The 13,147-nt window shown below is 52.9% G+C and carries 14 protein-coding genes and 3 tRNA genes; 2 read left to right on the forward strand and 15 right to left on the reverse strand.

Features of this window, described 5'->3' with window-relative positions:
* Positions 1-100: 100 nt before the first annotated feature.
* From nfsA to ACVX3G_RS12140, 8 genes are all read right to left on the reverse strand, one after another.
* Positions 101-850, reverse strand: coding sequence for an oxygen-insensitive NADPH nitroreductase (gene nfsA, locus ACVX3G_RS12105; protein ID WP_011231147.1), 750 nt, complete (start codon positions 848-850; stop codon positions 101-103).
* A gap of 95 nt (positions 851-945) precedes the next feature.
* Positions 946-1,779 (reverse strand): pirin family protein, encoded by an 834-nt coding sequence (locus ACVX3G_RS12110; RefSeq protein WP_011231146.1) that lies wholly within the window; start codon positions 1,777-1,779, stop codon positions 946-948.
* A 452-nt stretch (positions 1,780-2,231) separates the two neighbouring features.
* The gene (locus tag ACVX3G_RS12115; protein WP_011231143.1) at positions 2,232-2,561 is read right to left on the reverse strand and encodes a type II toxin-antitoxin system PemK/MazF family toxin; all 330 of its coding nucleotides are present in this window, start codon (positions 2,559-2,561) and stop codon (positions 2,232-2,234) included.
* A complete protein-coding gene (locus tag ACVX3G_RS12120; RefSeq protein WP_011231142.1) occupies positions 2,561-2,830 on the reverse strand; it encodes an AbrB/MazE/SpoVT family DNA-binding domain-containing protein in 270 nt (89 codons plus the stop codon). Before ACVX3G_RS12120 ends, ACVX3G_RS12115 begins: the two co-directional genes overlap by 1 nt.
* Before the next feature lie 233 nt (positions 2,831-3,063).
* Positions 3,064-3,153, reverse strand: a tRNA-Ser gene (locus ACVX3G_RS12125).
* 9 nt (positions 3,154-3,162) lie between these two features.
* Positions 3,163-3,235 (reverse strand) — tRNA-Ala (locus ACVX3G_RS12130).
* A 10-nt stretch (positions 3,236-3,245) separates the two neighbouring features.
* Positions 3,246-3,322, reverse strand: a tRNA-Pro gene (locus ACVX3G_RS12135).
* Positions 3,323-3,653: 331 nt separating this feature from the next.
* Positions 3,654-4,709, reverse strand: coding sequence for an RNA-guided endonuclease TnpB family protein (locus ACVX3G_RS12140; protein WP_011231141.1), 1,056 nt, complete (start codon positions 4,707-4,709; stop codon positions 3,654-3,656).
* Positions 4,710-4,835: 126 nt separating this feature from the next.
* Between ACVX3G_RS12140 and ACVX3G_RS12145 the strand changes: the two genes are divergently transcribed.
* Positions 4,836-5,600, forward strand: coding sequence for a hypothetical protein (locus ACVX3G_RS12145; RefSeq protein ID WP_011231140.1), 765 nt, complete (start codon positions 4,836-4,838; stop codon positions 5,598-5,600).
* 13 nt (positions 5,601-5,613) lie between these two features.
* On the forward strand, positions 5,614-6,081 hold the full coding sequence (locus tag ACVX3G_RS12150) for a hypothetical protein (RefSeq protein WP_021321939.1): 468 nt from the start codon (positions 5,614-5,616) through the stop codon (positions 6,079-6,081).
* A 68-nt stretch (positions 6,082-6,149) separates the two neighbouring features.
* Here the strand turns inward: ACVX3G_RS12150 and ACVX3G_RS12155 are convergent, their stop codons facing one another.
* The 7 genes from ACVX3G_RS12155 to glnA all read right to left on the reverse strand — a co-directional run bounded on the left by ACVX3G_RS12155 (position 6,150) and on the right by glnA (position 13,121).
* Entirely contained in the window at positions 6,150-7,130 is a 981-nt protein-coding gene (locus ACVX3G_RS12155) for an ABC transporter permease (protein WP_011231139.1), read from the reverse strand.
* Complete coding sequence (locus ACVX3G_RS12160; RefSeq protein ID WP_011231138.1) at positions 7,123-8,037, reverse strand: ABC transporter ATP-binding protein; 915 nt, start codon at positions 8,035-8,037, stop codon at positions 7,123-7,125. Before ACVX3G_RS12160 ends, ACVX3G_RS12155 begins: the two co-directional genes overlap by 8 nt.
* Complete coding sequence (locus tag ACVX3G_RS12165) at positions 8,034-8,831, reverse strand: SGNH/GDSL hydrolase family protein (protein ID WP_011231137.1); 798 nt, start codon at positions 8,829-8,831, stop codon at positions 8,034-8,036. The genes ACVX3G_RS12160 and ACVX3G_RS12165 overlap by 4 nt, the downstream gene beginning before the upstream one ends.
* A 9-nt stretch (positions 8,832-8,840) precedes the next feature.
* Positions 8,841-9,140, reverse strand: coding sequence for a transporter suffix domain-containing protein (locus ACVX3G_RS12170; RefSeq protein WP_011231136.1), 300 nt, complete (start codon positions 9,138-9,140; stop codon positions 8,841-8,843).
* 224 nt (positions 9,141-9,364) lie between these two features.
* The gene (locus ACVX3G_RS12175) at positions 9,365-10,321 is read right to left on the reverse strand and encodes an MBL fold metallo-hydrolase (RefSeq protein ID WP_011231135.1); all 957 of its coding nucleotides are present in this window, start codon (positions 10,319-10,321) and stop codon (positions 9,365-9,367) included.
* Positions 10,322-10,608: 287 nt separating this feature from the next.
* Positions 10,609-11,496, reverse strand: coding sequence for a sulfite exporter TauE/SafE family protein (locus tag ACVX3G_RS12180; protein ID WP_479454547.1), 888 nt, complete (start codon positions 11,494-11,496; stop codon positions 10,609-10,611).
* Between the two features lie 266 nt (positions 11,497-11,762).
* Complete coding sequence (gene glnA, locus ACVX3G_RS12185) at positions 11,763-13,121, reverse strand: type I glutamate--ammonia ligase (protein ID WP_011231132.1); 1,359 nt, start codon at positions 13,119-13,121, stop codon at positions 11,763-11,765.
* Between the last annotated feature and the right edge of the window lie 26 nt (positions 13,122-13,147).

Consider the following 13,147-nt stretch of genomic DNA (forward strand, 5'->3'; position numbering starts at 1 on the left):
GACAAAATCAATCACTAAAACCAATGTCCAACGGGCTGGCATAGTTTTCTCACAAATGGAATCGCCTGCAAGAAAAACCCCTCTTCCGAACGAAGAGAGGCTACCGTAAATTGAACCCTTTCCCTTCCACAAACTCCTTCATGTACATCCGGACTTGGCGGCTGAGCGTATCGGCCATCTGCCCGGTCCATGTGTCGCGGCGGCGGCCGTTTGTCCGCTGCTCATAATACGCCGAAACCGTTTCGTTGTAGCGTTGCAATTGTTCGAGGAATCGGGCGCGGTCTTGGTTGTATTCGTCCTCATGATAAACGTGTTCAAACGGCAGCCGCGGCTTTGGATCCGGCGTTTGCGCAGGATAGCCGACGGCAAGCCCGAACAGCGGAATGACCCGTTTCGGTATGTTAAGCAGTTGGCATACTTCCGGCAGGTTGTTGCGCAGCCCGCCAATGTAGCAGATGCCAAGCCCCATCGACTCCGCGGCAATGGCGGCGTTTTGCGCCGCAAGCGCCGTGTCAATCAGCGCAACCATAAACTTTTCCGTACTCTCAAGCGATGGAAGCACGTCTTTTCCTTCTAGCTCGCCAATGAGCTCATGGCGGTGAAAATCAGCGCAAAAGACAAAGAAATGGCCGTTATGCTCGACATAGGATTGATTTCCCGCCAGCTCGGCGAGCTTCCGTTTTTTCTCCGGATCTTTCACCCCGATGATCGAGTACGCTTGAACATAGCTTGAAGTCGATGCCGCCTGGGCGCATTCGACGATCGTGCGGATTTGTTCATCCGTGAGCGGCCTGTTTTCAAACCGGCGGATCGAACGGTGCTGGAGAATCGTTTCGATGACTTGGTTCATGACTATGTCCTCCTTGAACAGCCCAACGGCTTCTTTTTGTGAACATGATAACAAAAAAGAAAGAGCCATACAACGAATCGGCTCTTTCCCTTCCATTATCGCCCAAACCGCCCTTCCTGGTAATCGCGAATCGCCTCGCGGATTTGTTCCGGCGTGTTCATGACGAACGGCCCGTAGGCGACGACCGGTTCGTTCACCGGCTCGCCGGCATAAAGAAGAAGGCGGAGTTTTTCGCGGGCGGTCACGTTTAGCTCCGTTTCCTCGCCGCGGTTGTGGCGGCTGAAAAACAGCGCTTGCCCGGCTTTTCCTTCGATGTTGTCGGCACCGAACACGCCACTCCCCTCAAGAATGTACAAAAACCCATTGTAATGCCCCGGCAAATCTTGCACGACCGTTGTTCCCGGTTCGACAATCATTTCCACCATCGTGACGGGAACGATGTTTTTCGTCGGCGCTTTGACGCCTTTCGATGACCCGGAAAAGACCCGGATCGTCGCTCCCTCTTCCTTGCGCACGGGCATGTCTTTGGAGCGCAAGTTTTGGTAGCGCGGCTCGGTCATTTTGTACGCGCTCGGCAAGTTGACCCATAGCTGAAGGCTGTGCACGGTTGAACCGGACGCCGGGTCTTCCTTATGGACGACGCCGCGGCCGGCCGTCATCCATTGCACATCTCCAGGCCCGAGCGTGCTGTGGCCGGCTTTGCTGTCGAAATGTTCAAGCTCGCCGCTGATCACATACGTGACCGTCTCAATGCCGCGGTGCGGATGGACGTCAAACGTTCCTCGCTCAAAAATATCTTCCATCAGCAGCAAAAACGGATCATACTCTTGCCAGTTCCCGGGCTCAAGCACCGAACCGCTGCGATGAATCGGACTGTTGGTGGTCATTTGCACGGTTTTCACGCGACGAATGCGGCGTTGAATCGCCATAACCTCTCCTCCCTTATGTTGCGCAATCCCGGCCGTTGCCGAAAGGAGTGCAGCTCAATCGGCAAACCGTTTCCTCCTTCATCGTACCGGATTCAACGAAAAACAGGCAAGTCATCTGCCTGAAAAATGGCGGCCATACCGCTCGCAAAAAACAAAAAACCTGCCGGCACTCGGCAGGTGGACGTTGGAAGAGGGATTCCAATCCCACCATAAAACTATTGATACAAGGATGAATGGACATGCTCGTTCATCACGTGCAAAATTTGTGCAAAATAATCTCCAGTGTGTCAATCCATGCAAAAAGGCGGGACAATCCGCCTTCTTTTCGTTGCTCGATTCTGCCTTTTTAACAAAATATCCGAAGGAAGTCTCCCGCCTCAAGGAGCGTGAAGGGCAAAAATGTACGCAAAAAGTATGCTAAAAGTGAACAAAAGGCCAATATAAATGGCCTTTCACGAAAGAAAAGTATGAATCAGATCCAAGCAATCCGAAACAACTTCATTGGGCGCCCGTCCTACTATTTGAAGCTGTCGGGCGCGCCAATCTAAACTTTTGACCTGATCGGTTAAAATCACGCCTTCAACGGCCAAGCCTGATGGCAATTCCACTTCAAATGGATATCCTTTTTGTTGCCGGGTGATCGGGCAAAGCACCGCAAACCCTGTCAATTGATTGAACCGCTTTGGTGATAGAACGATGCCGGGCCTTTTTCCTGCCTGCTCATGCCCTGCTTGTGGATTGAAATTGACGTAAACAAGATCCCCACGATCCGGCGCTTGCATCAGAACAATTCATTCCCTTCTGTTCCAAAATCAATTTCAGCATGGCGATTTTCCGGCGTGATTTTAGCCAAAAGTTCCTCCAATGTCGGCTTTTTCTTTTTCGGGATCAACTTGATCGCTTGGTTCTCAACGATCATCTCCACTTCTGATCCTTGATGAAGCGCTAAACGTTCAGCAATCACGCTTGGGATACGAACCGCAAGGCTGTTTCCCCATTTTTGAACTGTTATTGTCATGATTGACACTCCTTTCTGTTTGTTTAATTCCATTATACCTCTCTCCTTTCATTTCGTATATACATAGTATATACATAAATTCAAAAAAAGATGCCATCGAGACGGTGTTTTCGATTCGAAACGAACGATTACGATTGATGATAAGACGCTGAACATAAAGATTTGAAGAAAAGTCAAAAGGATTCCCAAAAAATGAAAAACGACTGCCAACGCAGTCGTATCAAGGGTTTCATGATTTACAATTTGACAGGATCGGATATTAGAAATGGAGGAAGAGGGATTCGAACCCCCGCGGGCTGTGACACCCCTAGCGGTTTTCGAAACCGCCCCCTTCAGCCAGACTTGGGTATTCCTCCGTATGAAAATGGAGCCTATCGGATTCGAACCGATGACCTCCTGCGTGCGGGGCAGGCGCTCTCCCAGCTGAGCTAAGGCCCCATGTCTATAATGGTCGGGAAGACAGGATTTGAACCTGCGACCTCACGGACCCGAACCGTGTGCTCTACCAAGCTGAGCTACTTCCCGACATAGGCTGGTTTACCTTGCGACAATTTACATTTTATATGAACCTCAAAGGAAAGTCAATAGTTTTTTTATCTTTTTTTCGCCATAACGGATGAAAATTTATCTTTTTTCTGAAACGACCTGCATAGCTGCCGCTCCTTTTTTCCTATACTAAAAACACAGCAACCGTTTGACACTCCACACGCCTAAAGGGCGTGGGATTCTTGGGTCGTTTGCGTCCTCATCCATTTCTGGTTCAGACAACGCCCAAGTTCAGGGGTGTGTCATCACCCCGTCCCATCGGGTTAGGATGTACCCCCATGGGCGGCGCACCTGTGACCAGTGCGCTAGGTTAGGCGACAAAGCCCGAAATCGCTTTGGCGATGTTGATGGCGCCATTCAAGTCGGCGTGGAGGGTGTATCCACACCTTTGGCATCGGAAGTGGATGCCGTTTCGGTTCGCTTTCTCTCGATAACCACATTTACACGTTTGGCTCGTGTAGGTTGGATCCACCCACTCCACCCGAATGCCCGCCATTTCCGCTTTATAGGCGATCATCGTTTGCAGTTGATGAAACGCCCATGAATGAAGGCTTCGCCCCGCTTCTTTGGCCAATTTGGCCCGTTTCCGAATCCCCGTCAACGCTTCCATCCGAATCACGCCAACACCGTTGGCGAGCGCAACATTCACGATTTGACGGCTGATTTTGTGATTTTGGTCCTTCATCCAGCGGGATTCTTTACGGCCGATTTTGCGAATCATATGAAGCTTCTTCTCTTTGCCCAACGTTCGCCGCAAAGCCGCATAGCGTCGGCGCACAAAAGCGCATTGGTTCCCTTTGAAAAACAACGATTTCGTTCCCACGCTGGCCACGGCGAGATAGCGAAGCCCAAGGTCAACCCCCATCACCTTTGTTTCGTGCCGCGGCTTGACTTCAAAGGTGATCGCGATCGCCAAATACCATTTCGTTCGCTTTTTGTAGAGTTTGGCGGCCCCTTGTTTGACGGTTCCATCGAGCAGCCGCTTCAGCCACGCTTCTTGGTAGGGGCGCGCAACCACTGGCACGCCAATTCGCTTCTCCAGTGTGGGGAAGGAAACCGTGTAGAACGCTCCTTTCTTTTCCACCTTCACGTTTTGATTGTTAAAGCAGCACCAGAATGTTCGAAACTTCTTTGCCTTTTGGCTTTTCTTTTGAGACTTCACTTCTCGAATCGTCTGATTCACGACGGCGGAAGGAAACCGCTGCGACGAAAACTCTTTAAATAATTTGCTCGTCGCTTGATTCAGCTTGGGATGATTCAACAGCCAATTGGCAAACGAGGTATTCACTTCTGTCATCCGTTCGTACATGTCCTGTTTGACTTTCGTTGGGTTGTGCAGCTCCAGCTTTAGTGTGATGGTCGGCATGGATTCACCTCCTTGCAACAATGACAGGATGCCATTTCCATATGAAGAAAACGACTCACTTTCATCCCACGCCTAAAGAGCGTGGGCTTTCTCGTTCGCGAATCTGTAAAGGAAAGGGGGCGCTTTGTGAAACTCATTCCGCCGGCGCGGCGCAAACGGGCGCATTTGTCGCAATTGACAACCACCCATTTCCATTTGCGTCATCCGCTTGTCGTCGCCTTTTTTTCCTTTTCGTTTCCGGGTTTCGGCAATTTGATGCAGCAACGCTACGCCACGGCCTTTATGTTAATCCTCTGGGAGCTGTTTATCAACACAAAAGCCCATATCAATACAGGTATATTATACTCGCTGCTTGGCGATTTTGAAAAGGCAAAAGCCGTTCTTGACGAACGATGGCTCATGTTTTATGTGGCCATCTACATGTACAGCATTTGGGACAGCTACCGCGGCTCAGTCGACATGAACAAGCTGTATTTGCTCGCCGACCGCGAAGATGCGCCGATCTCTTCCATCCGAATGGGAATATGGGATATTAATTATTTGGACAAGCGCGAGCCTTGGCTGGCGCTGGTCTGGTCGGTGCTCGCCCCGGGCCTTGGCCATTTGTATGTCCATAAAGTGATCACCGGCCTGTTTATCTTCACCTTTACCATTTTGGTATCGTATTTCGCCCACTTGCCCGAAGCGATTACGTACACGCTGACGGGCCGATTCGATTGTGCAACGAAGATCATCGATATGCAGTGGGCGCTTTATCTGCCATCGATTTATTCGTTCATCTTTTACGATGCTTACGTATCAGCGGTCGAATACAACAAGTTGTTTGAAAAAGAACTAGCCCACTATTTGCGGCGCCGCTTTCAGCCGAAACGGTTCGCATGGCCGATTTGATGGGAGGCGTTTCATGATTGTCATTGCCACTTTCGAGAGCCACCTATTCGTTGAACTGGCGATTTCAGCGCTTCAAGAAAAAGGGATTGCTGAACATCAGATTTTTGCAGTCCCGCTCAACCGCTCTGCCGAACCGCCGCGCCTGCTTGATACGCTCCATCACGCCAACGGGTTCAGCTTCCTTGACTTGGCGGCGATTTTAGGAACGTGCTTGATGCTGCTAGGGGCGATTTACGGCTATGTGTTGGCATGGGGTCCGATCATTTGGGGGATTATCGGGGCGGTTTCAGGCATCGGAATCGGCATTTTGCTCAAATGGTGGGTAAACCGAAAATCCACGCACCGTCAAAGCCGCACAGGCGCTGATATCGTGCTTCTCATCCGTTGCGATGAACAGCAATGGCCGGCCGTGGAGCAGTTGCTGCGGGGCCATCACGCGCTTGGACTCGCCGGCGTTCACGACAAGCAGCCGAATAGATAGGCATTTCATCCCCTTTCACTGAAAAACCCGAGGGAACACCCCCTCGGGGTTTCGCCGCTCTGCCGTTTTCAATAGACATCTCGCCGCATAAAGACAAAAAAAGCGACAAGAAGCCCTGCAAGCCCCCAGACAGCCAGCACGGCCATCGAAAAGCCAAGCGTCATCCCCTCAATCGGCGGAGCCGCTCCTTTTATGTAATCCGTCAGCCGCAAATTGACCATAAACAAATATTTTGCCGAATGCCACGACGACACCATGTTCGACAAAATCGCGCCAGAAATCAATGCTGCCAGCATGATGCCCATCACCGCCGCCGTGCTCCTAAGCAGCACGGAAAACATAAACGTCAGTGTGCCGACGACAACGCTCACAAACGCTGCCAGCCCGAGCTCGATCAAAATGTATTTCCATTGCGGAATCATGTGGACATTCGCTGTATTGAGATCCTCTCCTTGCTGGACAAATCCGGTCAATAGCGGCAGACGGAAGCCGCCATATCCAAACACGAGTCCGGAGATGGCATACGACAGCACCGCCGCCATCAGCATAATGAGCGACACCGACAGGAGCAACGCGATATATTTGCTCAACAAAATTTTCCACCGCTTCACCGGCCGAACGAGAAGCAGCTTGATCGTTCCAGCGCTTGCCTCGGACGACACTAAATCGGCCGCAACCACCATCACTAAAAGCGGCAAAAACAAGTCGATGGCGTTTTCGATAAACGTGCGCATAAACGTCGGCGCTCCAGGGGCGGACGGATTAATGTTGTGCTCTAAGTAGTACTGCTGCTGCTTGAGGCGGATTTGCAAGTATTTCCGCCATTCCTCAGACATGCTCGGCGACTGCAAGCGGTTTTGCAAATCGACGATTTGCTGCTGCAGCTGCGTCCGCCAGTCGGTCGTGCCAAGCCGTTTTCTCAACTCTTCCGTCTCGCGGTATTGGGCGTATGTAAACAAGGCGACGAGCACCGCAATGATGGCGGCGATCACCCATAGCCGCTTTTTGCGGACGATTTTCAACATTTCATTATACACGAGCTTACTCAATCGTTTCGCCCCCTGTCAGCTCGATAAACAAGTCCTCGAGCGTCGGCAGCCGCGGTTCAATTTCCGAAACCGAGACGCCGGCTTGGACAAGCTTGGCGTTCCAAGCGGCTAGTCTCGACGGCTCATATGGCGTGACGATCGTCTCTTCATCGGCGCGCAACACCTCGGTTTCCGCCGCTAACAGCGCCCGCGCCCGATCCGTTGGAGCGGCTTTCCAGACGACGCGCGCCTGTTGGTTTAACAGCCGCTCAACCGTGTCCACGGCCAAGAGCCGTCCTTTCGCCATAATGGCGACGCGGTCGCACATTAATTGAATTTCACTTAACAAATGCGATGAAACAAGGACGCTCAACCCTTCCGTTTCCGCCAAAAAGCGGATGAAGGCGCGCATTTCGCGAATGCCGGCCGGGTCAAGGCCGTTGGTCGGCTCGTCCAAAATGAGCACCTTCGGCTTTCCAAGCAGCGCCTGAGCGATGCCGAGCCGCTGCCGCATGCCGAGCGAATACGTGCCCACTCGGTCATGGATGCGCTGTTCAAGGCCGACGAGCTTCGCCACTTCCATGATCCGATCTGCACCAATTCCCGGCATCATGCGGGCGAAATGTTCAAGGTTTTCCCAGCCTGTTAAATACGGATACATTTCTGGGTTTTCGACGATGCAGCCGATCTGGCGGATCGCGTCGGTAAACTGGCGGTGAAGATCATACCCGCAAATCGCCACCGTCCCCGACGTCGGCCGAATGAGCCCGACGAGCATGCGGATCGTCGTCGTTTTTCCCGCGCCGTTCGGCCCTAAAAAACCGAATACTTCCCCCTCATGCAACTCAAACGAAATGCCTTTAATAATTTCCTTGCCGCGAATCGTTTTCCGCAGCTCTTTGACCGCTAACGTCACTTGTTTGGTCATTGCTCACCCTCCTCCGTCAACGTGATGAGCGAGGCGACGCGCTCTCCAATCCGCTTGTAGCCTGCCGCGTTTGGATGAAAATGGTCGCTGTACAAATAGTCGTTGACATGGAGGGCAAACAAATCAAACGTCGGCACCGCGACGATGTTCGGATAGCGGGCCGCCACTTCCGCTGATGCAAAATTCCAATCGCGCACAACCGCCGACGTCCATTTAGCATCGTCTAAATCGCCAAACGGGTTGTACAAACCGATCGCAAAAATGACCGCTTCGCTGTTGAAGCGGCGCAGCGCGGCGAAAATGCGGTCTAGGTTGGCTACATATCGCCGTTTCGCCTCATTCAGCTGCTTTCGATCCAGTTTCAACGCTTCCCCGCCTTGAAACAAGTCGTTGCCGCCGATGGTCATCACAATAAGATCCGCCATGGCGACTTGCCGCTGAATCTCAGGCTGGCCAAGCTGGCGAAGCAGTCCGTCAGAGCGAAGGCCGCGGATGGCCAAGTTCGTCACACGGATCGGTTTGTCCGTTTGCCGGCGAAGCTCATCGACCATATAGCCGACATACCCTTTTCCGCTTTCATCGCCCGTTCCTCTCGTCAACGAATCGCCAAGAGCAACAATATCCATTTTCTCGTCATGTTGCCTTGTTTCAGCCGTCGGCGGCCGTTGTTCTTTCGTCGGCGGCTTGGCGGCCGAAAAAAACTGGTCTTGCACCGCCAATGCCAGGCCGCCAAGCCAAAGCACTCCGGACAGGGCGGCAACGGCTATGAGAAGCGCAACTGTGCTCCGTCGCATGCAACCACCTCATTTCTTCATCGTTGTCATCTCTCGCGATCCGTCTTGGAATTGTTCGCCATCATTGGTTTGATCCGACAACCGCCGTTTTATTCGCCAATGTTTCAGATCCCAATACTTCTTCAGCTTCGACGCCGCTTCCTTTCCAACCAACAGCGCCCCGATCCAAAACATGATTTCCGCCGCCACAATGGCAACCGCAACGATCGACGCTTTGGCCGCAGTCGAAAACGGTAAAAATGGCGCGATGGGCGGAATGACCCAAACGACGAACGATGCGATGATGAACCCGACGCCAATGTGATGCATGACGGACCGCCTCTGTTTCACTCTTCCGTTCCCCCTTGCTCATGGACGCTCTTTCCAACAGGAATCAGGATCGCTTATTTCCACTCTAACATATACACCGCGATTTCACGAAATGATCCGCCTAAAAACCGAACACACACAAAAACAGTTTTTCCCGTTTTTCCAATTTTCGCTTTCCCGTCAAAAAAAGAAACCCAGCCGAATCGGCCAGGCCAATCGAATGATCACCGTTGTTTCTGCCAATAATCGATCAACCCCATCGCGCACACTTGCAAATCAAGCTCGATCGCCGCATGCGCCGACGACGAAGATGGAGCGCCATGATCATCAAGAAACGCCATCACTTCGCCGCGCAACCGGTGCGCTGCCATTTTCGCCTGCTCGGCAGCCGGCGCTTCCGGATGACGGTCGACCGCTTCTTTTCCCGCCGCCACGAACTTCGGCAGCCAAACGCGAAGCTGGCGGAACGCCTCCTGCGGGTCATCCAGCATGCCAAAATGGCCAAAATAAATGCGTTCCGGTCTCAGCTCCTCAAGTCTTGCCGCCGACTGCTTCATGGCCTCGGGATCAAATTGGTTCGGAGATGTTGAAGGCAGGCAAAACGTAAGCCCCGCTTCTTGCAGCTGCGGATAAAAAACGCCGATCGTATCGCCGGTGAACACGCCGCGGCTGTACGAATCATAAATCGAAACGTGATGGTTCGCATGCCCCGGCGTATCATAAAACACAAGCGTCCGCTCCGCACTCAACTCCAACGTTTCCCCGTCCTCTTTCACGATCAATCGCTCTTCTGGCACCGGAAGAATCGGATCAAAGAGCGACTCAAACTGCGCGCCGTACACCGCCTTCGCTCCAGCGATGAGGCGCGATGGATCAGCCAAATGCCGCTTCCCTTTCGGATGGACGACAACCATCGCATTCGGGCAATGCTGAAGAAGCAACCCCACGCCGCCCGCATGATCCAAATGAATATGGGTGACGATGATATAGCGAATATCAGACGGATCAATATGAAGCGCTTTCAACCCAGCAAGCAAATGCGGCACCGACGGGCTTGGCCCTGTTTCCACGATCGCCAAGTTCTCTTCGTGAAGCACGTATGTACCGGTGCGCTGCGGCATGCGCAAATCATACAAATCGATGAGTGAAATGCGGCGGCCGAGATCAAGCGGCTGTGCCATGTTCCCTCTCCCCCTTTGGTTGATGATGCAGAATATTTTAACATAGAAACCGGCTTCCCGCTACAGGGGATGATAAAAAAGCAGCCCCTGCCCAGAGGGCAAGAGCCGCCTTCTCGTTTCAACTGTCGTCAACGGGGCAACAACTGCTCCGCGCGCTATTTTTGAGGGCAGGCGCTGTCGACCGTTGCCCTCCGCAGCACGAACAAGCTCCCTGATGCTCAACCCGATCGCATCCAACGCTGCCGCCAACGGAAAGACACTGTCGTTTGCCAAGCGCCCCCTAATGCTTACGACGACAACTCCCTGCCAGTCGCCTTTCCTTTCCGCCCGTTTCGGATCGCCAGCCATACCGCCGCGGCCCAACCGATGACGATGAGGCCATAAACGGTCGGATACACCGGCGCAGGCGCCTCCCAAGCGTGCAGGAGCGTGCGGACGTTCGTCAAAATAATCAACCCGCCGACCAACACTCCAAGCAAATGGGACGGCAGTTTGCGCACAAGCCAAGCGGCGATCGGTGCAGCGACGACCCCGCCAGCCATGAGCGTCAGCACCCAGTGCCAGTTCACTTGCTCCCAACCAAGCGAAATGACGAATCCTAGCGTCGCCGACAGCGCGACGGCAAATTCGGATGTATCGACGGTGCCGACCACCTTGCGCGCTTCCATGCTTTTATTGGCCAACAACACCGGCGTCGCAATCGGCCCCCATCCTCCACCGCCGGTCGCATCAAGGAAGCCAGCCACCAATCCGAGAGGGACGAGCTGCTTATTGGACCACTGTTTTCCGGGCGTCGACGGCGCGCGGCCGTTCAACACTAAAAATCGATAAATAATGTAAAAGCCAAGCGCCAACAAAAACAAGGATACATATGGTTTAATCAAATCTCCCGGCAAGTTGCTTAAAAAGCATGCTCCGACAAACGCGCCGACCGACCCGGGAATGATGAGCCTAAAGGCCATGCGGCGGTCGACGTTGCCGAACTTCCAATGGGAAGCGCCAGATGCCGCCGTCGTCACCACTTCCGCCAAATGAACGGACGCCGAGGCGACGGCCGGAGCGATGCCGAACGTCAACAGCAGCGTCGACGACGTGACGCCATACGCCATCCCAAGCGAGCCGTCAATCAGCTGGGCGATAAATCCTACAAACACAAAAACGATCAGTTTTTTCATTGGTTTCCCTCCGTTTTCAATGGTTGAGCGCGTTACTTATAATTTAAATCTCATTATTCATAGATGTCAACTATGAATTTTAAAAAAATAAAAAATGCGATCATTTATTTTAGTCCCCGCTCGCAAGATGACGTTGCGAACACCAACGGCTTGGCGGCCGACGGACGGAAGGCGCCGCGCGGCCGTCCATCAAGACAAACAGCCGCCTGCAGAAAAAAGGCGCCCCGAATATGGCGACGGGACACCTTTTGGATGCTGGCTTTCGATCAGAACTTCCCTTGATACCGCTCGACTTCCCAAGCGTGGACCGCCGTGCGGTAGCTGTTCCATTCGTCTTTTTTCATCGCGACGTATTCGTTGAATACGTGCTCGCCAAGCGTCGCGCGGCCGATGTCTCCGCTTTCGAACGCAGCGATGGCCTCGCCCAAGTTTTCCGGCAAGTTGTCAATGCCAAGCTCCGCACGTCGTTCTTCCGACATATGGAAGATGTCTTCATCAATCGGCGCCGGAGCGGTTAACCCTTTTTCGACACCGTCAAGGCCCGCTGCCGCGATGATCGCATACGCCAAATACGGATTGGCCGACGGATCCGGGCAACGGAGCTCAACGCGCGTCGCAACACCGCGTTTGGCCGGAATGCGGATGAGCGCCGAACGGTTGGAAGCGGACCAAGCGATGTAGCAAGGCGCTTCATACCCTGGCACAAGCCGTTTGTACGAGTTGACAAGCGGGTTCGTAACCGCCGCGAAGTGTTTTACGTTTTTCAGCAAGCCCGCGATGAATTGGTACGCTGTTTCTGACAACTGATTCGCATCGTTCGGATCAAAGAACGCATTTTCGCCATCTTTGAAGAGGGAAATGTTGACATGCATGCCTGAACCGTTGATGCCAAACACCGGTTTTGGCATAAACGTCGCATGAAGACCGAACTTGCTGGCAATCGTTTTGACAACCCATTTGTACGTCGTCGCATTGTCAGCCGCACCGAGCGCATCGGCATATTTGAAGTTGATCTCATGCTGGCCTTCCGCCACTTCATGGTGCGACGCTTCAATCGTAAAGCCCATCGCTTTTAAGGCGCGGTAAATTTCAAGGCGAACGCGTTCGCCCAAGTCTTTCGGAGACGGTTCGAAATAACCGCCGCCATCATGGAGCTCAAGCGTCGGATTGCCGTTTTCATCGGCTTTGAACAGGAAAAACTCCAGCTCTGGGCCGACCGAGATCGCATACCCTTTTTCCGCCGCCCGCTCCACCGTTTTTTTCAACACGTTGCGCGGGTCGCCCTCAAACAGCGTGCCGTCCGGATTGGTCACCGAGCAGAGAAAGCGCGCTTCCGCATAGCCTTCCTCGACCGTCCACGGCAAAACAGCAAACGTATTCAAATCCGGAAGAAGATACAAGTCGGAACGGTTGATCGGCGAGAAGCCTTTGATCGACGAACCATCAAACATGATTTTCCCTTCGACAACATCATCAAGCTGTTCAGCCGTCACGGTCACGTGCTTTAAGATCCCTTCAATGTCGACAAACTGCAAATGAAGAAGTTCAACGTTCTTTTGTTGGATCGTTTCTTTAATTTGTTCAAGCAATCCCGTTTGGGTGGAGGAAACGAACGATTTTGACATGTCACATTACCTCACATTCGCACGTT

It is taken from the genome of Geobacillus sp. PLS 41, from assembly GCF_056494105.1.

Bases quoted from the DNA above. Each gene is read 5' to 3' on its own strand.
- nfsA (WP_011231147.1), bottom strand. From the start codon at position 850: ATGAACCAAGTCATCGAAACGATTCTCCAGCACCGTTCGATCCGCCGG.
- ACVX3G_RS12110 (WP_011231146.1), bottom strand. From the start codon at position 1,779: ATGGCGATTCAACGCCGCATTCGTCGCGTGAAAACCGTGCAAATGACC.
- ACVX3G_RS12115 (WP_011231143.1), bottom strand. From the start codon at position 2,561: ATGCAAGCGCCGGATCGTGGGGATCTTGTTTACGTCAATTTCAATCCA.
- ACVX3G_RS12120 (WP_011231142.1), bottom strand. From the start codon at position 2,830: ATGGAATTAAACAAACAGAAAGGAGTGTCAATCATGACAATAACAGTT.
- ACVX3G_RS12140 (WP_011231141.1), bottom strand. From the start codon at position 4,709: ATGCCGACCATCACACTAAAGCTGGAGCTGCACAACCCAACGAAAGTC.
- ACVX3G_RS12150 (WP_021321939.1), top strand. From the start codon at position 5,614: ATGATTGTCATTGCCACTTTCGAGAGCCACCTATTCGTTGAACTGGCG.
- ACVX3G_RS12160 (WP_011231138.1), bottom strand. From the start codon at position 8,037: ATGACCAAACAAGTGACGTTAGCGGTCAAAGAGCTGCGGAAAACGATT.
- ACVX3G_RS12165 (WP_011231137.1), bottom strand. From the start codon at position 8,831: ATGCGACGGAGCACAGTTGCGCTTCTCATAGCCGTTGCCGCCCTGTCC.
- ACVX3G_RS12170 (WP_011231136.1), bottom strand. From the start codon at position 9,140: ATGCATCACATTGGCGTCGGGTTCATCATCGCATCGTTCGTCGTTTGG.
- ACVX3G_RS12175 (WP_011231135.1), bottom strand. From the start codon at position 10,321: ATGGCACAGCCGCTTGATCTCGGCCGCCGCATTTCACTCATCGATTTG.
- ACVX3G_RS12180 (WP_479454547.1), bottom strand. From the start codon at position 11,496: ATGAAAAAACTGATCGTTTTTGTGTTTGTAGGATTTATCGCCCAGCTG.
- glnA (WP_011231132.1), bottom strand. From the start codon at position 13,121: ATGTCAAAATCGTTCGTTTCCTCCACCCAAACGGGATTGCTTGAACAA.